The 22751-nt window shown below is 34.3% G+C and carries 21 protein-coding genes; 11 read left to right on the top strand and 10 right to left on the bottom strand.

Going from position 1 to position 22751, the window contains the following annotated elements; translation table 11 throughout:
• Window positions 1–67: 67 nt before the first annotated feature.
• The 10 genes from AAKU52_RS11565 to AAKU52_RS11520 all read right to left on the bottom strand — a co-directional run bounded on the left by AAKU52_RS11565 (window position 68) and on the right by AAKU52_RS11520 (window position 12705).
• Complete coding sequence (locus AAKU52_RS11565) at window positions 68–421, bottom strand: hypothetical protein (protein ID WP_354333561.1); 354 nt, start codon at window positions 419–421, stop codon at window positions 68–70.
• A 4-nt stretch (window positions 422–425) separates the two neighbouring features.
• Window positions 426–3122 carry a DEAD/DEAH box helicase gene (locus AAKU52_RS11560; RefSeq protein ID WP_354333559.1) on the bottom strand — a complete coding sequence of 899 codons (2697 nt, stop codon included), beginning with the start codon at window positions 3120–3122 and terminating at the stop codon, window positions 426–428.
• Between the two features lie 15 nt (window positions 3123–3137).
• The gene (locus AAKU52_RS11555; protein ID WP_354333557.1) at window positions 3138–4976 is read right to left on the bottom strand and encodes a site-specific DNA-methyltransferase; all 1839 of its coding nucleotides are present in this window, start codon (window positions 4974–4976) and stop codon (window positions 3138–3140) included.
• A 113-nt stretch (window positions 4977–5089) separates the two neighbouring features.
• Window positions 5090–6754 carry an ATP-binding protein gene (locus AAKU52_RS11550; RefSeq protein WP_354333555.1) on the bottom strand — a complete coding sequence of 555 codons (1665 nt, stop codon included), beginning with the start codon at window positions 6752–6754 and terminating at the stop codon, window positions 5090–5092.
• Window positions 6755–9658: an SNF2-related protein gene (locus tag AAKU52_RS11545; RefSeq protein ID WP_354333553.1), complete on the bottom strand. Its 2904-nt coding sequence runs from the start codon at window positions 9656–9658 to the stop codon at window positions 6755–6757. It lies immediately after the preceding gene.
• A 239-nt stretch (window positions 9659–9897) separates the two neighbouring features.
• Window positions 9898–10245 carry a DUF1016 N-terminal domain-containing protein gene (locus tag AAKU52_RS11540; RefSeq protein ID WP_354333636.1) on the bottom strand — a complete coding sequence of 116 codons (348 nt, stop codon included), beginning with the start codon at window positions 10243–10245 and terminating at the stop codon, window positions 9898–9900.
• Between the two features lie 178 nt (window positions 10246–10423).
• Window positions 10424–11026, bottom strand: a complete 603-nt coding sequence (locus AAKU52_RS11535) for a recombinase family protein (protein WP_354333551.1) — start codon at window positions 11024–11026, stop codon at window positions 10424–10426.
• 199 nt (window positions 11027–11225) lie between these two features.
• Window positions 11226–11489, bottom strand: coding sequence for a hypothetical protein (locus AAKU52_RS11530; protein ID WP_354333549.1), 264 nt, complete (start codon window positions 11487–11489; stop codon window positions 11226–11228).
• 4 nt (window positions 11490–11493) lie between these two features.
• On the bottom strand, window positions 11494–12246 hold the full coding sequence (locus AAKU52_RS11525) for a ParA family protein (protein ID WP_354333547.1): 753 nt from the start codon (window positions 12244–12246) through the stop codon (window positions 11494–11496).
• A gap of 57 nt (window positions 12247–12303) precedes the next feature.
• Window positions 12304–12705: a helix-turn-helix domain-containing protein gene (locus tag AAKU52_RS11520; protein WP_354333545.1), complete on the bottom strand. Its 402-nt coding sequence runs from the start codon at window positions 12703–12705 to the stop codon at window positions 12304–12306.
• A 177-nt stretch (window positions 12706–12882) separates the two neighbouring features.
• On the opposite strand from AAKU52_RS11520, the gene AAKU52_RS11515 reads away from it, so the two are divergent.
• The 11 genes from AAKU52_RS11515 (at window position 12883) to AAKU52_RS11465 (ending at window position 22744) form a co-directional block, all read left to right on the top strand.
• Window positions 12883–13452 (top strand): GNAT family N-acetyltransferase, encoded by a 570-nt coding sequence (locus AAKU52_RS11515; RefSeq protein ID WP_354333542.1) that lies wholly within the window; start codon window positions 12883–12885, stop codon window positions 13450–13452.
• A gap of 34 nt (window positions 13453–13486) precedes the next feature.
• Entirely contained in the window at window positions 13487–14410 is a 924-nt protein-coding gene (locus AAKU52_RS11510; RefSeq protein WP_354333540.1) for a response regulator transcription factor, read from the top strand.
• Between the two features lie 1090 nt (window positions 14411–15500).
• Window positions 15501–15902, top strand: coding sequence for a plasmid mobilization relaxosome protein MobC (gene mobC, locus AAKU52_RS11505; RefSeq protein WP_354333538.1), 402 nt, complete (start codon window positions 15501–15503; stop codon window positions 15900–15902).
• A gap of 1 nt (window position 15903) precedes the next feature.
• On the top strand, window positions 15904–17355 hold the full coding sequence (locus tag AAKU52_RS11500; protein ID WP_354333536.1) for a relaxase/mobilization nuclease domain-containing protein: 1452 nt from the start codon (window positions 15904–15906) through the stop codon (window positions 17353–17355).
• Window positions 17356–17367: 12 nt separating this feature from the next.
• Window positions 17368–18015, top strand: a complete 648-nt coding sequence (locus AAKU52_RS11495) for a ParA family protein (RefSeq protein ID WP_354333534.1) — start codon at window positions 17368–17370, stop codon at window positions 18013–18015.
• Window positions 18002–18409, top strand: a complete 408-nt coding sequence (locus AAKU52_RS11490) for a hypothetical protein (protein ID WP_354333532.1) — start codon at window positions 18002–18004, stop codon at window positions 18407–18409. Before AAKU52_RS11495 ends, AAKU52_RS11490 begins: the two co-directional genes overlap by 14 nt.
• A 2-nt stretch (window positions 18410–18411) precedes the next feature.
• Window positions 18412–18798, top strand: a complete 387-nt coding sequence (locus tag AAKU52_RS11485; RefSeq protein WP_354333530.1) for a hypothetical protein — start codon at window positions 18412–18414, stop codon at window positions 18796–18798.
• A gap of 37 nt (window positions 18799–18835) precedes the next feature.
• Window positions 18836–19120, top strand: a complete 285-nt coding sequence (locus AAKU52_RS11480) for a DUF4134 family protein (RefSeq protein WP_354333528.1) — start codon at window positions 18836–18838, stop codon at window positions 19118–19120.
• Between the two features lie 198 nt (window positions 19121–19318).
• Window positions 19319–19630: a DUF4134 domain-containing protein gene (locus tag AAKU52_RS11475; protein ID WP_354333526.1), complete on the top strand. Its 312-nt coding sequence runs from the start codon at window positions 19319–19321 to the stop codon at window positions 19628–19630.
• Window positions 19631–19635: 5 nt separating this feature from the next.
• Window positions 19636–19947, top strand: a complete 312-nt coding sequence (locus AAKU52_RS11470) for a plasmid transfer protein (RefSeq protein ID WP_354333522.1) — start codon at window positions 19636–19638, stop codon at window positions 19945–19947.
• Complete coding sequence (locus AAKU52_RS11465; RefSeq protein WP_354333520.1) at window positions 19919–22744, top strand: TraG/VirB4 family ATPase; 2826 nt, start codon at window positions 19919–19921, stop codon at window positions 22742–22744. Before AAKU52_RS11470 ends, AAKU52_RS11465 begins: the two co-directional genes overlap by 29 nt.
• The last annotated feature ends 7 nt before the right edge of the window (window positions 22745–22751 follow it).

The raw sequence follows: 22751 nt of genomic DNA, 5'->3' as shown, positions 1-22751 counted from the left end.
AGTGTCGTAACTTAAAAGTATGAATTAATGGGGTAGCGAAAGCTATCTCATTAATTTTTTCCGGACACTAATGTTTTTTAATATATAGTTTATAGTTGAAAAATGCTGGAGAAACTGCAAATCCTAATATAAATCCAATATATAAATTTTCAAAAACAGCATATTCTATCAAACAAACAAAGAACGCTACTATTGAAACGATAAAATACGAAATTGTGTTAAGGTCTCTATTTTGTCTGAACCTCGGAAATAACATACATAATAAGGCCGAGTACCAAAAACCAATTTGAAAAAAAGCGACAAGACTAAAGAGCACCAATAATCCCCTACTTGTTCCTGTTTCGCCAATTTCAGCAGGTGCAGAAACAAAAATATACCAAAGACCTCTTTGTAATTCATTTAAGATATTATGTATTGTCATTATATCAATTATCAAATTTTGCTATTAAATAACTTAAGCTAATTGTTCTGCCAACTTCGTTGTGAGGAACTAAGATATACTTCCAAGGTTTACCATCATTTTGAGAAGTATATTCTGTAGCATATTTACAATACTTTTCTGCAGCTACTTTTTTCGCTAAAACATCTGCATCTTTTATTTTATCTGATGCTTTTGGTTCAATCATATAAATACAATCAGCGGTTTCTACTATGAAATCGGGATGGTATTGTTTAGAGTTATTATCCCAATAAATTCGGAACTGCCTTGGAGCTGGACGCAACCATTTTAATACTGAATCATCATTCTCTAAAACGAAAGCTAAGTCTTGTTCCGTTTTAGAATCAAACTTATACTCAAAATGGCATGCTTTCTCAAAACCTCTAAACACATATTTTGGTATGAAACTTACCGGTGTTATCACATCACGGTAATCTCTATAACCAGCATTTACTAAAGCTGAGAAATTCCACGGTTCTATTACTGTAAAAGCTAATACATTTGGAGCCACGTAATCTTGGACTTCAACCACAAAATGCCCTTTCATCTGTTCGTAAATCTTGGAGGCAATTGCTGATTTAAATTGAAAAATAGTTTCAGATAAATGTTCCTTATCTACTATGTTATCTGTTACAGCATTAAAAGCTTGTGTTGCTAAATGATAAAGCAAATCAGCATTGTCATCATAATCCACCTCGGGATAATCTATTAATGATGCAATAATATTATTTATTGGATTACCATAAGACCCGCTGGATTTTGCTTTGATGGTTTCTATTTTTTGATCGGTTAAACCTATTCTTATAATTTCTTGCTCTAAAGCTTGGAATGAGAAATCGGTGATATCTAAATCAAAGTTGTTAAAACCTGCTATCACATCTCCTTGTACCAAATCCATCCTTGGTATTTCTATGATGTTATTTTGGTAATCGGTAACAATTTTTTCGTACGCTACTTCTGCTTCTTCTAAAATTTGAACTGCAAAAAGATTCGCTTGGCCTTTATTCAGATTGGCCTCTATTTGCTCGATAACTTTTTTCTTAACTTCTGGCTTATTAAGATCTTTAACATTGCGGACTTCTGGCAAAGAATTAAAGTTTGGTAAAGCATAAATAATTGCTTTTTTAGCATCTAAGCTATTTTGTGCTTTTTGTTTTGAAACGTTATCGGGTATTACATCTATTTGTTTCTGCTCTTTTTCAAAAGTAATTTCTGTTTTGGGCTTTGAAGTAATGACTTCTGTTTTGACATTTAAATCCTCTTCATCAATTTCTATAAAACTAATTTTATTTAAAATAGAATTTGGATCTTTCGCTGCTTCAATAACCGCATCAAAATTATCATGTGCTACAATAGTTAGTTTATCTATTTTATCTACACCCGTTCTTTTACCGTTGTAAGGTAAGCGTAAACCTCTACCAATTGTTTGTTCTACCAACACCGCAGCGTTTGCTGCTCTTAATGGTACAATAGTATATAAATTAGTTACATCCCACCCCTCTTTAAGCATATTTACATGTATTACCACCTCAATGTTACTTTCTGGATTTTCCAAAGCGATAAATTGTTGTTCGACTTCTTCTTGCTTACGGGTTGATGAATCTATCTGCAATACTTTACCTACAAAAAGACCGTCGTAAAAGTCTTCTGAATTGATATAGTCAAATACTTCTTTAGCGTGGCTAATATCCTTACAAACAACTAATATGAAAGGTTTAACCAATTTAACCTCATTATTTTTTGCATAAAGCTCTAACTCGGTTTTGGTATCTAAATGAATACTTACTGCATCTTCCAATTTAATAAGCTCAACTTCTTTTTCAGTTAAAGAGCCCTTTAAAAAGTTTTTACGCTTGGCAATCGCAGGTGCTTTTACAAACTTACCATCTGCTAAGGCTTGCGCTAAGGAATATTCGTAAACAATATTTTTAAACGCTTTTCCTTTTTCATCAAAAGGCGTAGCGGTAAGTTCTAAACCCAGAATAGGCTTTAACTCGTTAATGGCATTTTTAGAGGCATCTGCATGGTAACGGTGTGCTTCATCCATGAGGATGACTAAATCATCTAAACTTGAGAGGTATTGCCAATAGGATTCGCCCAGGTATTCGGATAAGCGTTTAATTTTAGGGGCTAAACTTACACCACCCTGGTTAGTGCCTCTATTATCTGAATTGAATTTAGCGATGTTAAAAATATTTATACGGATTTCGCCATCCTTAAATAATCCGCCTTGTTGCGCATAGTTATCGCCAGTAATAATTACAGGGCGGTTGTGCACAAATTCTGAAATACCATTAAACACATATTTCTGATAAGCAGGATTTCCAAAGTCTTCTATCAATTTATCGTAAATGGTTAAGTTGGGTGCTAAAATGAAAAAATTCTTTATCCCTTTGCTTAAATACAAGTAACTTATAAAAGCACCCATTAAACGCGTTTTGCCTACCCCGGTTGCAATTGAAAATGCTATTGAGGTAAAATCACGCTCAAAATTAGTGCAGGTTGGAAACAGTGCTTTTACTTTAGCTAATTCTTCTGCTAAAAAAGCTTCAGCTTCTTCATGCTTGCTTGGTGGTTTACTTAAATTTAATTGTTGACTAAGTTGTACTAAAATATCTAAAGAATCCTGTAAAGGTTCTCTTAATGATAAACGAAGTTTTATATTATTGGCGATGTTATCCATTGATGAGGTTAATATTTAGAATAATGAGGTTTGGGGTGTATTGTCTCGATGATTGTCTCTGATTTCCTGTACACTTGAAATGTTCTCCAAATCATTTTCCTGAGCATTTTCTTCTTGCTCCTCTTTTGGTAGATTTACAATATTTAAGCTATAATCATCTTTATTAAACTCGCAACGGTTTAGCAACATTTGCGGTATTTTTTTGATGGTAACATTTACAAATTTACTTTTACATTCTTTTTGAAAAGCTTTGCAACATATTAATAAGCTTTGCCCCTCTTGCATTTCTGTTGCTATGCTATCTAATGCTTCTACCGTTAAAAATTGTGTAGAGGTAAAAATAAAATCATTTTCTGAGGAATTACCCTGTTGCCAATATTTGTGCTCGTTTGGTTGATAAGTAAAACCTTCTTGCTTAGCCATTGCAGCTGCCAACATAGTTGGGTTGTAATCTTTGCTTATAACCCAATTGCCAAACTTATCTTTATTTAATAAACTTGGTGCGAGGGTATAAAACTTAAAGCCTCCTCCGCCTTTCCATTTAACAGCCTTAGTTATACCACCCTCGTCAACACCATCTATTACTTTTTTCAATCTTACATTACAATGAGTAAAAGATTGGTTACCCATTTCAATACCTATATATTTACGTTCCATTTTATGAGCTGCTGCTGCGGTTGTACCCGAACCTAAAAAAGAATCTAGAACCAAATCCCCAGGACTGGTAGCCATATTTAAGACGCGACTAATTAAGCTTTCTGGTTTTTTACCATTTGGGAACTGTACACCACCTTCTTTTGTAAGGTTATTTATAGTTGATGTAGCATCCCAATATGTACCAAGCCGATTTTTTTTATATAAGACACCATCAATTGTCTCTCCTACGTCCCTTAACCATGCAAATAATCTGCATTGTGGCCCCTTATAAAATTGTTCGTAAATAGTACCTTTATTCTTACCAGTTTTAGGAACATATTCGATTGAAAGCAAGTCATCATGTATTGAGAAAGTATCTCGAGCATCGATTATTCTTTGTCTAATAGAAGATTGGGCATCTTTAGCTTCAAAGATTTGATTAGCATATTTAAAATAAGCATCTTTTTCAGAAATATTTTCATCGTTTATTATTTGATTTATTGTTTTGAATATTGGATTCTCTCTTACATAGATTTTAATCTCATTTTGATCACCATCGACAGTAGAACAAACATATTTTTTAATACCCTCGTAATACAAAATTGATGTATACTTCCAACTTTTTCCTTCCTCTCTATATTTTGAAACTAATTCTGCAACAGGGACATAGTCGTAAACACCTTTGAATGGAGATAGTTTTTCATATTCTTTAGCGTATATATGAACATATTCAATGTTTTTCTTTAATCTCTTATCTTCGCCACCACCAGATGCGCCAGCAATGTTTTTCATATTTACAGAAATCGTATTTATGAAGTTCTGACGCCCAAAAACATCATCCATTAATACTTTTAAGTACGCCGCTTCCTCATCGTCGATCTGGACAAATATTGTCCCATCTGTAGTCAATAAATTCTTTAACAACTTTAATCGATGACTCATTAAACTCAGCCACAGCGAATGCTCTACCCCATCATCATAATGTTCAAAAGCATTACCTGTATTATATGGCGGGTCTATATAAATACATTTTACTTTACCAGCATAATCTTGTTCCAGGGCTTTTAAAGCTAACAGGTTATCGCCATGGATAAGCATGTTTTCGCTATTTTGATCTCCGTAACTAAACTCTGGGTTTTCTATTAAAATACGAGGTTCTAGCTTGGGTTCATCGCCTTTGCCAATCCAAGTTAGTTCTAGTTTTTGTTTTTTGGTCATATATATGGGCAAAATTGTCTGTCGTTTATAAAATGCTATTTTTTACTATGTATAAAAAAAAAGAATTAAAAACAAATAAGCACCTTTAAATCAGATACTTAAAATAATTGTATTTAATTTTCTTTTTCGTTTCTATTTTTTTTAACCAAATGATAGGTTCTGTAGGTTTTACCGCCAGAATGTTCGAGAATATCTTTTTTCACCATTGCATAAACTAGCTTTCTGATATCTTCAATTGGTACATCTTCTAAACGTTTATGAATATCTGCTAATAAGCTATTTGGATATTTGGATAAATCCTCTTCAATTAAAGCCTGTAATCGGTGTGACTCTATTGTTTTAAGTGTTGGCTTAATATTGATTTTAGAACTACTTATTAATTTTGGATTAATTAAATATTCTGTACCTTTTTTAATACCTCTAGTAGTTAGAATAGCTTTCTCAACAAGTTTGGAAACGTAAGAACGTAGCCTGTCTTCATCACTAAGTTGCAACTCTTTTGTTAAAATAGTTGTTGGTATTTTCTTGTGACGAGCTACAATACCTAAAACAATAAATTCTTTTTGGGACAACTGGTATTGTTTAGCAATGAAATCCATTAATAATAAAGCTTCCTCGTCCAATATTTTAGAATATTGAACAACTTTTGTTGTATTAAAATCGGAATATACTATTGGGAATTTCTTACTATCTCTACTCGATATCTCATACATTAAATCATAACCGCTACCCTCTCCTTCCATTAATTTTAAATCTTCTAAAATATTAATTAGGTGGGGATTTCTTCGAATTGTTGAGTGAAGTATATTGTCAGTAGTAATACCTAAAGGTAGGCCTCCAGGATTTGATATTTCCAATCTATCTGGGTATGATTTTATAAAAATATCACCAGAAATAGTATAGCTTTTATGTGCTATTGCATTGATTAAAAGTTCTCTAATTACTCTTTCATCGTAATGTCGGATTTTATTTCTAAATAACCCTAGAGGAAACTCATCAAAATATGTAAGTTCTATTGCTTGCTTTTCAATACTTAGCAATAGTTCTTTAGGATTAAGTGTGCAATCGTTCCAATCTTCCTTTCTAATCTTTTTCTCTAAATCATCGTAAACAATATACTGTACGGTTATGGGATATAGTATTCTACTACGTTGCGCTGGTGTGCCAAGCCACAATACTCCAAGATTTGTAGCAATTGAGTTATAAATAAGATTATAATGCTCTGCTATTTCCAAATCAGACATCTGTTTAACAAAAGTTTTTACTCTATCTGAATCTCGTATCTGGTTGGCAAACCATGAAATATTATCTTTAGGGAGTTCGTTTAAATTCACTGCCCGTAGTTGTGTTTCCCACTGAAAAGCATCTTTTTGAGCAGCCAACCTCATAACTTCATCCCCTCTAACTGGCTGACATTGGTTCCCAACCCTTATATAGATTTTTCCATCGGATGTTGTGGCAATTGTTTTTAAAGTTGGCTGTACTGTAATGTGAAAAAATTCACCACTATTAGAGTGTTGTGCCAGATCGCCTAAAACAAGACCGACACTATAGCAAAGTGACCGTAGCTTAGTTATTGTATTATTGATAACAACTGACGTAATTTTTTGCCCTTTGGGTGGTTCTTTTTCCTTATCCTCGATGCCAATAAAAATCTTCCCCCCTTGTGCATTGGCTAAACAAACACAAGTCTGAGCCAAATCTTTAATACCTGCATCTCCACCGGTAGTAACTTTTTTTAAGCTCTTATATTCTATTACAATATTCTCATCTTCCACTTATATCATCCTCCATTTAAAAGTAAATAACTCTTTTTGCTCGATCTTTTGGCTGAGCATTTTTTCGATATTGGTTAAAAGCGCATCCTTTTTATCGTCTATTTGATCTTGCGCTTCAAAAAGGGTTTGGCGTTTTTCGCTACGTTTTTTCTCTAGTTCTTTAATTTGACGTTGTGCTTTTACTTTAGCCCCTAAATCAAGCATCTTTTTAGCTTCTGCCTTACGAAGTTTAATTTCGGCATCTAGGTCTTTAATTTCCCTATCCAAGCTGATTTTCATATCATCTGCCCACTGGTCTAATTTATCCATCTCTATATCGAAGAAATCTCTATTTCGGCTAGCATTTTCTGATAATACTTCTTGTTTTTCTTTAAATATGAGTTCTTTAAATTTATTATTAGTTTCAGCGGGTAATTCTATCGAACTACTTTCACGAGCATCAATGGAGAAGAAACGGGAAGCGGTGTCTTTATCAATCAATTCGCCTGTAGCTGTAAAGCAAGAGATCAACAAATAATCTTCTTGTTCAAAAGAGTTAACACTAAGTGTTTGTACTTGAAGCCAACCTGATTGACTAACAAGGTTTTCTAGCAGTGTTATCTTTGTGGGCGTGTTGGTATAATCGAAAACGAGTTCTTTTACAGGTGTACTTTCTTCTTTGCAAGCTGTTAAAATACGCTTAGCCAATTTATGCCCTATCCTATAAATGTTTGTATCATCAGGCACATGAATATCTGATTTCCGCTTTCCTTCTTCAGGGCGCAAAATCATGTAAGGGCCTTGATGAATATTTTCATCAGGAAATGGATTTTGGTTTAAACTAAAAGAGAAATCATCATTATTAAATGTTGCCTTATCTTTTAAGAAGAACTGTGTCGTAAGCCAAAGCTTCTGTTCAAACCGATTTAAGTTTGCTTTAGTTTCTGCAAAATTTACTCTTAACTTTTCTTTTACTTCCTCATCAAAATTTTCTAAAAGCGTAGTTCTTACAGCCTGTATTTTTTCAGATATTTCTGGTTGCAACTCTTTTTGCAAATCATCAAAAGCTTGCTTTATGGTTTCGGTAGTACGGCAGTTTTGATAAATTTGTGCAATGCGCTTTTCAAAATCGACACCATTACCAATTGCGCCTAATATTTCATCGCTTGAGCCAAAAACCCCTTCAAACAATTGAAATTTTTCTTCTAATAACTCGTAAACTCTAATATCTGCTGCGTTCGCAAGATTTAGAAAGTTAACAACGACTACATCAAACTTTTGACCGTAACGATGGCACCTACCTATTCTTTGTTCGATACGCTGAGGATTCCAAGGAAGATCGAAGTTTACGACCAATGAGCAAAACTGCAAATTAATTCCTTCGGCGGCTGCCTCGGTTGCTACCATTATTGTCGCTTCATCTTTAAAATAATCGACTATCGAAGCTCTTTTATCGGCAGTTGGCGAACCCGTTATTTTATCAGTATCCTTATGTTCTTTTGCCCACGCTTTGTAAATTGCATTAGATTTAGGATCGTTATTAGAACCATTAAATTGAACTACTTTATCTTTAAAACCACGAGCTTCCAACAGATTAATTAAAAACTGTTGCGTTCTTCTCGATTCAGTAAATATTAAGGCTTTTTGGTTTGCCTTTAATCTTTCTAATTCTTTAAATCCTTTATTCAAAGCTTCAAAAAGCTTTTCTGCTTTGCTATTTTTTTTAATTACATAAGCCAGTTCCCTAAATCTTTTAAGATCTTCGATTTCTATTTTAATATTTTCTAAATCTTCATCAGAGTATTCGATTAAATCAATAATATCCTCTACCTCTTCATCCTCTTGCCATTCATCCTCTTGCTCCGTTAAGCTTTCGTAATCTGCTTGCACATCTTCAAATAAATTTGGCGTATGATTGATTAAAATATCCTCTAGCTTTTTAACTAAGGTATCCAGAGTTCCATAAATGGCATAGGTTGATGATGCTAATAATTTACGAAGAATTAAAGTCATTAATTGCCTTTGACTAGATGGCAGAGCGTATAGTTTTGGTCTCTGTAAATATTCAGATACCCAATCATATAATTTTTGCTCTTCATCAGATGGATAGAACTCTTCTCTTATCGCTTTTCTATTGGTATAATTTATATATTCTAAAACTTGCCGGCGGAGTGTTCTTTTACAAATTGGTTGTAATCTGCTTTTTAATTCATCATAATCATCTTCATCCAATTGTTTACTATATTGGCTTTTGAAACTTTTTAAATCACCGAATATATAATCGTCAATAATGCTCACTAAACCATATAACTCTAATACTGAATTTTGCAATGGTGTGGCTGTAAGCAATACTTTTTTTCTATCGGCTAATGCACTCTTTATGGCGTTGCCAATTTTATTGGATGGTTTATAAACATTTCTTAATCGATGTGCTTCATCTATAATTACCAAATCCCATTTGGTTTGTTCTAAATAAGAAGCCTTATTTTTTGCAAACTGATAAGAACAGATAATTATACTATCTTCTCTATTAAAGGGATTTAAGAAACCTTCCTTTATTGCCTGATTAAAAGATTTAGTTTCTAAAATTGTAGAAGAAAGAAAAAATTTATCTGCTAATTCCTGATTCCATTGCTTTCGCAAGTTGGATGGACATATAATCAACAATTTTCTTTTACGCTCGGCCCACTGTTGGGATAAAATTATGCCAGATTCAATTGTTTTACCTAGACCAACCTCGTCCGCTAAAACAGCACCATGAGATAGCGGTGATTGAAAAGCAAATAAGGCTGCCTCAACTTGGTGCGGATTTAAATCTACCTGCGCATCTTGTAACGAAGCCGTAAACTTACCAATATCATTAGATGGCAGTTGTCTGGTAAGTTCATGAGCAAAATATTTAGCGTGATAAGAGGTTAATTTCATTCAATCTAAATATGAAATGGTATCAAGTCCCTCACATTGAGAGATAATGGCTAAGATAAATAATTAAATTTTAGTTTACACCCAAATGTTAAACAGTCTAGGGCAATAAATACTTTAATCCAAAGCTTTTAAACCGTGCTAGGTTTTTTAAATCATATGCGATCTTGATAAAAAAATTCATATAAACCATCTTTTAATGTCTGCTGAGCGAGTTCAGATAGATGGTCAGGAAGTGTATTCTAAAAATTTGTGATAGCCTTTCCTTGCCTATTGTAGGTATTTGTTTTTATCTGAAGAGCTAACACATCTCTGCTCCAGCCATTTTCCATAGTTTCTTGGATATAAAAGTATGCTTCGTTAACATCATTTGCTTTACTAAAGATGAGTATGTTAAGCCCCCATGGAATCTGCATTATGGGATGTTGTGGTTTGATATCATCAAGTGTTTGTAATTGTCCAACAGCTTGTTGGACAATTGAAGATTGATAAAATTCAAAAAATTGCTTTGCATAAGAAAGATTGGTTCTGGAAAGACCTTTCATGTTCGGAAATTCAGACTTTAAATCCCTAGAAACTTGTTCTAGAATCTTGTTCCCCCCAATTACTTAGAGCAGTTTTCTGTGAAATCATTTTGCCCAACTCTAAATAAAAGCCGACTACAGCTGAGTTCACGGCAACGGATGTTTTTAATTGTGCAGATCTAACTTTGGACTTGAGGTCTTTAAGCCAATCCTGATATTCCTTTGTTACGTTATTCATCGTTTTTTATCTTTTCACCATCTTTTTTATTTCTTCATTGGTGTGGGTATCGAGAATCTTTGCATATCTATAGAAGGTTGGTCTTGTCAACTGAAGCCCTTTATAAATTTCCTCTGGAGTTTTATCTAGGTCTTTATAAACAGAGCGCATAACCAATAATTTGGCAATCGTATCTTTCGCGAAGCCTTTTGGCCTACCTCCGATACGACCTCTAGCTCTTGCAGATTGCAAACCAGCATTTGTTCTTTCTCTAATCAATTCTCTTTCATATTCCGCTAATGAAGCCATTATATTTAAGAAGAGCCTGCCGTTGATCGTTGAAGTGTCAACTCCATCTGTCAAGCCTTTAATAATGATTCCTTTTTCACTTAAACTCAAAACTAAATCAATAATATGTGTTAAGCTTCTTCCTAACCGATCAAGTTTCCAAACAATTAGTTCATCACTTTTTCGGAACTGAGCAATCATTCTATCGAGTTCAGGACGAAACTTTGTTGCTCCAGAAATCGTTTCTTTAAAAATAATTTCGCATCCTGCCTTTTCGAGTGCTTCGATTTGCAAATTTAGATTTTGTTCTTTTGTAGAAACTCTGGCATATCCAATTTTCATAATTGTATCAATAAAACCTTTATTAATATTTATAATAGATTTTGTTTAATGATACAAGTTTGTGAGATGTTGCCCGTTTTGAATCTTAAACAGTTTTAAAGATATAATAAAATCTCATAATACCACCGTTTATTGATACGGCGTCAACGCCAAGTAAACTAGTACATCCGTACTAATGTATTATAATCTATTGATTTAATTATATATTATATTTTTCATGTAAGGCAATCATGATTATCTCCTTTACCGATGTATCACGGTCGAGTGCAATAGTTTTTAGCGCCTTCAATGTAGCTCTCGGTATTCTTAGAGGGTAATTAGACAAGTCGACATCATCTTCTTTAATTTGTTCTTCTTTTGCTGTACTTTTTGACTGCAAAGGGGATTTTATAAGGGCGTTAACTCCATTACCTATATTTTTATTATTACTTTCTAAGCCTCCAAAGTCTTTAGTCTTTGCCATAATCTTAAATTTTTGTTAATAGTTCGTCCACTAAATCTGAATAATCCTTTGCTCCATTTGACGTGGGTGCATAATTAAAAATATCTTTGCCCGACACAGGAGCTTCGGCAAGGTCAACATTGACACGAATTATTGTTTTAAAAAGCGTATCATTAAAATGTTTCTTTACGCTTTCTGTAATACTTTTAGTTAATAATCTTTGCGGATTACATTTAGTAATAAATACCCCACCAATTGCTAGTGTCGGATTAAAATGCAATTGCACAGTTTCAATAATCGTTACCAACCTATCAATTCCCCTGTAAGAATAAAAGTCTGCTTCTAAAGGTACAAGTACCGTATCGCATGGAACAAGAGCATTCATTGTAAGCATTCCTAAAGCTGGTGGACAATCGATGATAATGTAATCGTAAATTTTCTTTAACGGCTCAAGTAACGTAGCAAAAATACGCTCACGATTTGGCCTTGATACAAGTTCCAATTCTGCACCCAGCAAATCCAATGAAGATGGAATTATGTGCAAATACTCCGAAATTTTCTGAATAGGTAGAGGGGTTTTATACTTAACATCACTGAGGCTTTCGTATATTGATGTTTCTACGTCTCGAATGCCTAAGCCCTCTGTTAAATTTGATTGTGGGTCGATATCTACAAGAAGTGTCTTTTTCTTCAATCGAGCCAAACCAGCACCAATGTTTAGGGCAGAGGTGGTTTTACCTGTACCCCCCTTATGGTTTAAAATAGCTATTGTTTTCATTAGTATACATCTTTATACAATGATACAAAGAAACAATAATATAATGACGTTATGACGTCATTTATTTTTTAGTTGCTTTTCCAAACTTTCTATGGTTTTGTCTTTCGAGTTTAATAGTTCAATATAAAGATCACGCTCAGCTTTCAATCGGTCTATGTCTGCCTGTAAAAGTGCGATAGTACTGTCTTTAGTATCACTACCCATTGGGGTAGATGAAATGCTCAGTTCCGTTTCATCCGTTGGCATTTCTATATAAAACATTTCCCCCTTACCGTCCAAAAAAGTTATATTAATATGATGGACGAGAATTAACATTTTTTTTACTGTACCTGATATCCCATTTTTCCCACGCTCGATGTCAGAGTATCCCCCCTGAGTCAAGCCTATGGAATTGGCGAAGTCGTTTTGGTTAAGTCCAAGAGCTTTTCGAATTTTTTTTAATTGAACAATTTCACTCATTATTTAAAATAGCTTCGCTTTTTTTTTAATTAAAATATATAGCATAACCGTGTATTGCCGTTATTAAAAATATACTGATCCCGAAAACAAAATGGGATTTTTTACAGTCTCTAAAGATATGAAACTTTAGAATAATGTTGTATGTGCGTTTTTATGCATAGAGATCTACATATACCGATGATAAAAGCTATAGAAGAAGAAAGAGATTTAGTAATTGAGATTTTGACAGATTCGTTTGAAGATAACCAAAGCATAAATTTTATTATAAATAATGACGAGAAACGAGTACAAAGAATACGGGCTTTAATGGCATACTCTTTTGATATGTGCAATTTATTTGGGGAAGTCTATTTAAATGACGAGAAGACTGGGTGCGCTTTAATAATGTATCCCCACAAAAAGAAAACTACCTTAAAAGTGATTTGGTTAGACCTGATGCTTATTATTAACTGTATTGGTATTGGGCGAGCTAGTAAGGCAATGAGTAGGGAAACGCAAATAAAAAAACGTTATCCAAAAGAACCGTTCTATTACCTTTGGTTTATTGGTGTGGACAAATCAGCTCAACATCAAGGAGAGGGAAGCAAACTGCTTTCCGAAATCATACAAGATTCAGAGAAACAAAAACTGCCTATCCTGTTAGAAACTTCAACCGCAAAAAATATCCCGTGGTATCAAAATTTTAATTTTGAAATTTATGATAAGATAGAGTTTACGTACACATTGTTTATGCTTAAACGCCCCTAGAGTTATCATCTAATCCTTCTTCTGTCATTTACCTATGAAAGTTCTCAATTCAGATATGGAACTGGTAACGCTGGTCTTTTTAATTAGCGAAACTATCCTATTGTTATATCAAGTCCTTTTTTACCTCCAAAACCCTATGGATAAAAAACAGAGTTACTATTTATTGCTCTTGTTTTTATTTGTGATTTATAATCTTCTTGGCGGTTTATTTCCTGATCCTAACCAAAATTTATCAATAGTGCTTCAGAATATTTTGGCCTATGGAAGTGGATTTGCGGTAGGGTGCTATATTCCCTACTATTTTTATAAAACCTACGGTTTACGTTCTATACGCTTTCATGCAGTTTGGGGTGTTGGCATGTTCTTATTTCTACCTTTTGTTCTATTCATCGTGATTGAATATATGATATCAGGCAAAATTATTCAATCGGTCAAACACGGAATGATTATACCCTTTATATATAGTTTTTATGCTATGTATAATATTTTCATTGCCATCCGTAAAAAATTAAAAGAAGACGGGGAAAAGAATTTTCAAATCATGCTTTTTTTTGTTTCCCTTATGCCTTGGATTTCGTTGCCAGGCATCGCCTATTTTCAGGGTAGCCAAATCTTAGAAGTTTCTGTAATGAATACAAGCTTTGTGTTCATCTCATTATTATTTTTCTATACTAATGTCAAAGAAGCTAGGAAGAATAATGAAATACTTTCACAGCTATTGTCGCGTGAAAACAACTTAAGCGCTGGGGAGAAATTCGACTTAAAATGTGAGAGTTTTAAGCTAACCAGCAGAGAAAAAGATGTCGTAGAGTTAATCTGTCAGGGCCTGAAATATAAAGACATTGCAGATCAGCTATTTATTTCCGAAAGAACGGTTACGAAGCATAGTCAAAATATATTTCTAAAGGTCGGAGTGTCCAGTAGGTATGAGTTAAATAGGGTATTTGTCACTGACTAATACCTTATTACTACACTTCTATTTATACGCAATTCAATATATATATATACATATAGGTAATTATACGTATATATTTATTCCCCTATTTACCAGTCGTTTACAAATGAGTACGTAGAATTACTTACCATATAAATACTATGCCAACCATATATAAATAGTAGTTTTTGCGTATTTTTTCTCATTCAATCTATCGCCAATTTTGGATTATCAATCTCTATTGGTAATTACCAGACTTCGCCCGATCTCTTTAATCTAGGAGCAAACCAAAATCGAACCTGATAAGCCACTTACGTTATTGATTTACAAAAAGCTATAATTTTATTACACTGTAAATCAGTATAATGCAATTTAAATATAGCAAAATATAAGAAAAGTTTTGCAAAATATAGCAAAACTGTATATTTGTATATCTATATATATTATTCCAAAATATATGCAGAAAAGGCAAGTACTTTGAATGGCAGGGAAGAAACGTTTTTGATGATGAATCAAAAATTATGTGCAGTTGTAATAACCCAAATTCATACGAGTATGAAATCGGCTTATCTTCAATGAACCATAGGCAGGCAGTTTTGTCCGTACGGTAAAGTAACGACGTGTGTATTCCTAAAAAAATTGTATACAGGCAGGATTAATTAGTTAATCAATTGAGGTCATACTCTCTGCCTGTACTAAAGCTTTTGCTTCAACTTTTTCTTTTTGCTGTAAAAGATTTTTTTCAAAATGACATATATATCTATCTGTTTATCTATAGGGTTACACGCATATACATCTATACGTTGATATATATTCTTATATATGGTTTTAATTTAAAATTTTTGGATGATTGGAAATAATGGTTATGGTCTAAAGGGATGTCCATATCGCTATATCTTGAGCGACCGTAATTCAGGCGATTTTAATGCCAAAACAGTTTGTTGTTTTTCATATTGCAAGATGTGTTTTCGTGTATCAAAAAACTCTACGGGTTTTTGGATCACTTTAACCTCTTGCCCATTCATAAAATCCATTCGTACCTCATTAGATTTTAATAAATGGGGGTAGGGAAAAATTCGCAACTCATTTTTCTTATTACAAATAGCACAATATTATGGGTAGAAATAAAGGTGGTAGACCTGAAAAAAAACCAGAAGATAAAGCGACACAACAAGTACATCTTAGGTTAACTCCAAAAGAATACTCCGCTTTAGGACAGCTGGAAAATGATACAGGTTTGAACAGAACAATGCTTTTTAAAAAGCGAGTTTTAGAAAATCAAAGTTTCATTGTTACAAAAGATGTTATCAATCAGTTATCAATCATCGGGGCAGACATTGGCAGGGTTGGAAGTAATATCAATCAATTAGCTAAGCACGCTAATACGATTACTAAGACCCATGATCTACCGCCAAACGTAGTAACTGATTTCAACAATCACATGAAAATCTTTCTCGAGCAGGAAAGCGAGTTACACAAGCTTTTCCGTTTAATGTACCGAATTATGAAAGGATAGTATGTTAGCAAAAATTCTTAACAGTAGTAGTTCTTTCAACGGAGTTAGCTACAATACCAAGAAAACTGAAAAAGATTTGGGCGAGCTGATGAAAGTTGAAAATTTCGGCTACCTGCAAAATGTTCCAAACCTCATGCCGGAGGAATACAAAAATTACCTTAAAGCTTATTCATCCATCAATTCGGAAGTAAAGGAAAAACAATTTCATGCGATGATATCATGTACTGGTAGGGAGTATGATAAACAGGAATTGACAAAAATTGCTGATGCCTATATGAAAGAAATGGGCTACAGCCAAAATCCTTACATGGTCATCTTCCATAAGGATACCGATAACAATCATGTTCATCTTGTGAGTAGTAGAATACAGCCCAACGGTTTGAAAATACCCGACAGTTTGGAATATCTAAAATCAGCCTCGGCCATTCAAAAAATAATGCGTACCGATATTAAGCACGACACCGCAGAAACTATTAAGAGGGCTTTCGCTTTTAACGTGTCTAGTTTACCCCAGTTTAAATTATTGCTCGAGCAAAGGGGCTTTCGTACAAGTAGTGATGAAAGCAAAATTATCCTAAGAAAGTACGATAGTATTCAGGGGGAAATACCGATGCATGAGGTAAATAAAAAGATAGGGCAATATAATCCTGATAAGAAAAGAATTGCCCAAGTGAGGAAGATCGTCGCAAAGTATAAAAAATCAAACAGTTCTGAAATTCGGCCAGTATATGAGCCATCCAGAACCAAAGAACTTAAGCAGGTTGGTTATACCTCTGATCTTGCCGATAAACTAAAGAGGGTAGGTCTGGATATAGTATTTCATGGTAAAAATGATTTACCGCCTCATGGTTACACAATCATAGATAATAAGGAAAGTGTGGTTTTCAAGGGTGGGGAAATAATGCCATTAAAAGAATTTATCAAACAAGGGGAGTTCCAAAAAATTGATACACACGTAATAAAGGTTGATAGCTACAAAGAACAGGAAGCGGTTAACAACATCTTTGCAGATAAAGATTTTGAGGTATCACTTTCACAAATCCCTAAAGAGAAACTACACGAAATATCAGCTTATTTAAAATCAGCAATATATGAGTTCGGTTCAATAAATGAGGGTTTAAACTTTCATAAACTCGAAATACACACACATGCTGGATCTCTCTACGTAATGGATAAAGATAACGGTTACCTGTTAGATGTTAAAAGGGTAACTAGTGAAAAGGAGTTTTCAATCTTGGCAAACAATGAGGGGTTATTACAGCAAAAAGAAAACGACTCAAAATCAATACAAAAAGATTATTCGAACTTTTCAGAATTAGAACCACAAGAATCAAGCAGTTTACTAGAGGCTATTGAGGGCTTTGATCTGAATATTTCAGATGATGTAGACGATAGCCAAATACATGGACGAAACAGGCGCAGAGAAAAAAAGGCAAGAATTAACACACGCTAAACCACAACTATTATGATAATATTATTTGCAAACCAAAAAGGGGGAGTGGGTAAGTCTACTCTAGCGGTACTCTTTTCAAATTATCTATCCTTAGTGCAAAACAGGGAAGTTGTCATATTTGATATGGACAACCAACAATCTATTTACAATAAACACCAAGCCTCATTAGTTTTAGAGAACCCTCCGCTTTACGAGGTTGAAACATTAGAAATTAATCAATTTGATATTATCAGCAGTGTATTCAAGGAAAATCAAGATCAGATTGCAATACTAGATGTAGCAGGTAATATTGAGAATGATGCACTAATTCCAATATTTGAAGGGGTGGATTTAATCATTAGCCCTTTTGCCTATGATGAATTTTCAGTCAATGCAACCATTGACTTTTCATCTGTAGTAAAATATCTTAACAAAGATGTACCCATAGTTTTTATACCGAACAGGATTAGAGCCAGCGTAAAATATGAAACCTTAGAAAGTGTCAATACTGGTTTACAGAAATTTGGTGCCGTAACCCAGCCAATAGCTGAAAGGATAGATTTTCAACGTATAACAACCTACGAAACACCCCCTACTGTCATACAGGTTGTTGCTCCTGTATTTGAATTAATCTATAATGAATTTTTAAGAAGTAAAGCCCATGACAATGCAATCCATTAAAGCGTTAACCGCACAAGTGCGACAGGAGCGTGATAAACCAGTTGATCAAAATTCTTCACAGGGGGAAAAAGCAACTGAAATATATAAAGAAGAAAGCCCACCGCAAATAAAAAATGAATCACCAAAAAAAGATTTGTCAAACCGACCAACGTCAAAAGGTGGCGATTTGGAAAAGGTAATATCTGCCATCCGTGAACATAAAGTAATGGGTAGCAAGAAGATGCTGATCAGAATTGATGACAAACATTCAGCAATACTAGGCCATCTAAAAAATGCACTTGATATAGATGTTACCCAATTTATAAACTTCCTTTTAGACGATTTTATGGAGCGTTACCCCGATATAAAAACTGAAATCAAAAATTCACTTAAAAATTCACTTAAAGATTTATAATTATGAGTTGGTCAAAATTTACTCTTATTGTACTAGTTGCTTATGTCCTTTATTACCTTATCAATATTATTATAGATAGCATCAAGTCACAAAGTACCTCGCCATCCGCAAGCAATTCTGATGAACTAACCTTTCACGAAGATGTTTTAGCTACAGAGGTTGAAGATCATATTCCAATTCCTATTACACAAGAAATTGCTTCCGACGATGACGTGCAAGAAGAACCCATTGCAAACACAGTTTGGGAGAGGGAGGATGAAGATACAGAGGAACTAAATCTTTTATCCCACAACATCAACCAATCAACGGGTGGGATTACTCAAATGTCCGATTTGATCAAATTGGCAAAAAGTGAGACCATCGATGTAAAACGTTCATTTGTATTTTAATATGAAACGAGACAAAATAATTGACCATTTAAAGGTTGTGATAATCACAGCCTTTTTTTGTGCGCTCTGTTTGTCTACTTTTTCTCAACCTGGTCTACAAGAAATAGGTGATGCAACTAGAGAGGTTAAACGTAGCTACAATTCTTTAGTCAATTTGTGCTACGCCGTGGGCGCTATTACAGGTCTAATAGGTGGTGTTAGAGTTTACTCTAACTGGAATACAGGTCAACATCATATTGATGCCCAAGTTGTTGGTTGGTTCCTATCCTGTATTTTTTTCGAAATAGTAGCAGTAATGATAGGCGCACTTTACGGGGTTTAATAAAAATCTTATCGTTTTCATAGCGGAGCATCCGCAGATCACGTCAGCTATACCCAAATTTTAATAGTTTTTCTGCACAAAGCAGCTCTACTCGAGCACAAAAAAGATAGCATTTACATACTATCCAACCAAGAACATTTCAATGTTAAGTCCATAAATTTTTTAATCATTTAATCTCTAATCCTTATTTTTTTCATTATGAAAATGTCAAACAAATTTAAAAAAGCGTTCGCCCTCGCATTCTTATGTGTTTTAAGTGGACAAGTAGCAATGGCAGACGGTGTAACGGGTATCAATGCCGCTAACACTTCATTGCGTCAGTATGTAGACCCGATTGCCACACTCTGCCTTGGTATCGGTGCCGTAGTTGGTCTTATTGGTGGGGTTCTAGTTTATATTAAATGGAACTCGGGTGATAAGGATATCAACAAAGAACTCATGGGATGGGGCGGTAGTTGCCTTTTCTTAGTTCTAAGTGCGGTTGTCATCAAAGCTTTCTTTGGAGTTTAGCAATAATGGCAAAACAATTCAACATTTATAGGGGCTTGCAAAAGCCCCTTATCTACAAAGGTTTTCAAGGAAAATTTATTGGTTGGGGTCTCGCTTCACTGGTGATATCCCTTGTATTGGGCGGTTTGATAGGTAGCTTAACAAGTATGGCACTAGGCGGATTTGTTTGCGTAGGTGGTCTAATTGGTGGGCTTTATTTTACTGCACAACAGCAGAAGAAAGGATTACACTTTAAAACTAGGCATACGGGTGTATTCCAGTTTGGTTCGGATTTTAAAAAATTGAGAAATGGCACAAAAAAGAAAAACGGAGTTTAGTTTGCCTTATTTTGGAACAGATGAAGTAGGCAAATATCCAACATTGTACAATCTAAAGGGTGATTATGCGATTATCATCAAAATGAATAACCCAGTCCTGCAATACTCGGCAGACCCATCGGCATACGACAGTTGCCACCAGTTATATATTAATATGATTAAGATACTGGGAGAGGGTTACGTTATTCAAAAACAAGATGTTCTTACAAAAAAAATCTACGACAGAAAAGATGCGAAAGTTTACTTGCAACAAAAGTATGATGAACATTTCAATGGTAGAGAATATACAGAACTAACAACATATTTAGTAATAACCCGAAAGGGAAAAAGAGGAAGTTTCTATTCCTACAACCCCAAAAATTATAAAGAATTTGAACAAAACATCGGAAAACTTGAAGACTTGCTGAAGCGAAACAACCTGTCACCGAAAGTGCTTAATTCAAATGAAATCGATAATTACGTGATGCGTATCTTATCAATGAACTTCAAAACAAAAAACGTTTCATTGAACAACATGAGTGCTGGGGAGGAAGAAATTAGAATGGGTAACAAAGCCATTAGAAGTATCAGCCTTATAAATATCGATGTCATTGATTTGCCTGAAAAGGTATCGACCCATCTTGAACGAAACGATAAAGACAGTTTAAAAGGTTTTCCAATCGACACAATGGGTTTCCTTTATAATGTACCCAACTATGAAACGATTGTGTACAATCAGGTTATAGATATTCCAGCACAAAATATTACCCAGAGAAAGCTAGAGTTAAAACGCAAAAGGCATTCGGGAATACCTGACCCAGCAAATTCAATGTGCGTGGAGGATATTGATCAATTACTGGTTGACGTTGCACGAGAGAACCAAATGTTGGTCAATTCGCATTACAATATTTTAGTTTGTGCGGACGCTGAAAGGATACAACAGACCTGCAATTATATTGAAAGTTCACTTTTTGAACAAGGTATTGTTCCTAATCAGAACGCCTATAATCAAATGGAGCTGTTTAGATCGGCACTACCATGCAACACTGTTGAGTTAAAAGATTACGATCTGTTTTTAACAACCTCTGATGCCGCCCTATGTTTTTTTTTTAAGGAAGCCTTGTCCAAGGATGAAGAAAGTGGTTTCCAAATCAGATTTACCGACCGACAAGGCGTACCCGTAGCTATTGACCCTGCCGATTTGCCGATGCAAACGGGTAGAATAAATAACAGAAATAAATTTGTTCTTGGCCCGAGTGGTTCAGGCAAATCTTTTTTTATGAATGCATTGATTGAGCAGTATTGCATGTACAATAATTCACCCGACCCTAAATGGCTGATGGATGTTGTTATTGTGGATACAGGACACTCATACTCGGGCTTATGTAATTATTACGGTGGTAAGTACATAACTTATTCAGACGAAAAACCGATTACAATGAACCCCTTTGCAATTAATGAGGGTGAGTACAACATAGAAAAAAAGGATTTTTTAAAAACCTTAGTTTCCCTATTGTGGAAAGGAGCAGAGGGCTCGGTAAATCAGGTTGAAAGTGACGTTATTATGCAAGTGATTTCATCCTACTACAGTAATTTTTTCAGTAAGCCTCTTTTTGTAGACCTGACAGATATCCAAGAAAACGAAATTTTTAAAGAAGCTGAAGCAGAAGTAGCCGAGTTTGATTATTCTGATAGAGCAATTTTAGATGTTGACGACATTAAAAAACAGGCACAGAAACTTACGAATGATTTTGTCGGAACACCTGATGAAAAGCTTGATCAATATGTAAAGGAATATGATCGAATTTATAATTTGGCCAAACAAGCTACTATACAATTGCTTAGAGAGGATGAAGCTGATGATGTTTACAGCCGAAAATTATATGAAGCCAAGGCAAAGAACAAAGAGGAATTTAAAAAGAAGAACGTTGTTGAACTCAATTTTAACTCTTTCTATCAATTTGCGTTATATAAAATTCCGGAGATCAAAGAACAAGAAAGAATACCTTTTGACATTGACGAATTTAGATATGTACTTAAAAAGTTTTACAAAGGTGGAGAATTTGACCAAATCCTAAACGAAGAGGTAGACGGTTCTTTATTTACAGAGCCGTTTGTTGTTTTCGAGATAGACAGTATTAAAGAACATAAAGTTTTGTTCCCAATCGTAACCTTAATCATTATGGATGTTTTCATCCAAAAAATGAGGTTTAGAAAAGATCAGAGAAAAGCACTCATAATTGAAGAAGCGTGGAAAGCAATAGCTTCCCCCTTAATGGCAGGATATATTTTATACCTCTACAAAACAGTTAGAAAGTTTTATGGTGAGGCAATTGTCGTAACACAAGAGCTGGGTGATATTATCGGAAACGTTGTTGTAAAAGACAGCATCATTAGTAATTCGGATACTGTTTGCCTATTAGACCAAACCAAGTTCAAAGACAATTTCGATGAAATTGCAAAATTGCTTTCCATCAACCCCCACGAGAGGAAAAAAATATTTACCATTAATCAGCTTGATAACATAGAGAACAGAGACAGGTTTAAAGAGGTTTATATTAGGAGGGGGTCAGTTGGAGAGGTTTACGGTGTAGAGGTTTCTTTGCATCAATATTTAGCATTTACAACAGAAAAGCCCGAAAAATCAGCAGTAGAGATTTACAGCAAATATTATAACGGCTATCAATCAGGCTTAGAAAATTTCGTGAACGATTTTAAACGGTCGAACATAAAGCTAGATATCTTTTTCAAGAAGATCAATAGTATTGGAAAGCCTTTCTATTGGGAAAATCGGATTGCTCAATTCGAGTTAAATTAAACACTTA

The sequence above is a fragment of the Pedobacter sp. CG_S7 genome, from assembly GCF_040544395.1.
GTDB lineage: Bacteria > Bacteroidota > Bacteroidia > Sphingobacteriales > Sphingobacteriaceae > Pedobacter.
This window is presented reverse-complemented; position numbering and strand designations above follow the sequence as displayed.

Coding starts and splice junctions, on each gene's coding strand:
- AAKU52_RS11565 (WP_354333561.1), bottom strand. CDS start 421: ATGACAATACATAATATCTTAAATGAATTACAAAGAGGTCTTTGGTAT.
- AAKU52_RS11560 (WP_354333559.1), bottom strand. CDS start 3,122: ATGGATAACATCGCCAATAATATAAAACTTCGTTTATCATTAAGAGAA.
- AAKU52_RS11555 (WP_354333557.1), bottom strand. CDS start 4,976: ATGACCAAAAAACAAAAACTAGAACTAACTTGGATTGGCAAAGGCGAT.
- AAKU52_RS11545 (WP_354333553.1), bottom strand. CDS start 9,658: ATGAAATTAACCTCTTATCACGCTAAATATTTTGCTCATGAACTTACC.
- AAKU52_RS11535 (WP_354333551.1), bottom strand. CDS start 11,026: ATGAAAATTGGATATGCCAGAGTTTCTACAAAAGAACAAAATCTAAAT.
- AAKU52_RS11530 (WP_354333549.1), bottom strand. CDS start 11,489: ATGGCAAAGACTAAAGACTTTGGAGGCTTAGAAAGTAATAATAAAAAT.
- AAKU52_RS11525 (WP_354333547.1), bottom strand. CDS start 12,246: ATGAAAACAATAGCTATTTTAAACCATAAGGGGGGTACAGGTAAAACC.
- AAKU52_RS11520 (WP_354333545.1), bottom strand. CDS start 12,705: ATGAGTGAAATTGTTCAATTAAAAAAAATTCGAAAAGCTCTTGGACTT.
- AAKU52_RS11515 (WP_354333542.1), top strand. CDS start 12,883: ATGATAAAAGCTATAGAAGAAGAAAGAGATTTAGTAATTGAGATTTTG.
- AAKU52_RS11510 (WP_354333540.1), top strand. CDS start 13,487: ATGAAAGTTCTCAATTCAGATATGGAACTGGTAACGCTGGTCTTTTTA.
- mobC (WP_354333538.1), top strand. CDS start 15,501: ATGGGTAGAAATAAAGGTGGTAGACCTGAAAAAAAACCAGAAGATAAA.
- AAKU52_RS11500 (WP_354333536.1), top strand. CDS start 15,904: ATGTTAGCAAAAATTCTTAACAGTAGTAGTTCTTTCAACGGAGTTAGC.
- AAKU52_RS11495 (WP_354333534.1), top strand. CDS start 17,368: ATGATAATATTATTTGCAAACCAAAAAGGGGGAGTGGGTAAGTCTACT.
- AAKU52_RS11490 (WP_354333532.1), top strand. CDS start 18,002: ATGCAATCCATTAAAGCGTTAACCGCACAAGTGCGACAGGAGCGTGAT.
- AAKU52_RS11485 (WP_354333530.1), top strand. CDS start 18,412: ATGAGTTGGTCAAAATTTACTCTTATTGTACTAGTTGCTTATGTCCTT.
- AAKU52_RS11475 (WP_354333526.1), top strand. CDS start 19,319: ATGAAAATGTCAAACAAATTTAAAAAAGCGTTCGCCCTCGCATTCTTA.
- AAKU52_RS11470 (WP_354333522.1), top strand. CDS start 19,636: ATGGCAAAACAATTCAACATTTATAGGGGCTTGCAAAAGCCCCTTATC.
- AAKU52_RS11465 (WP_354333520.1), top strand. CDS start 19,919: ATGGCACAAAAAAGAAAAACGGAGTTTAGTTTGCCTTATTTTGGAACA.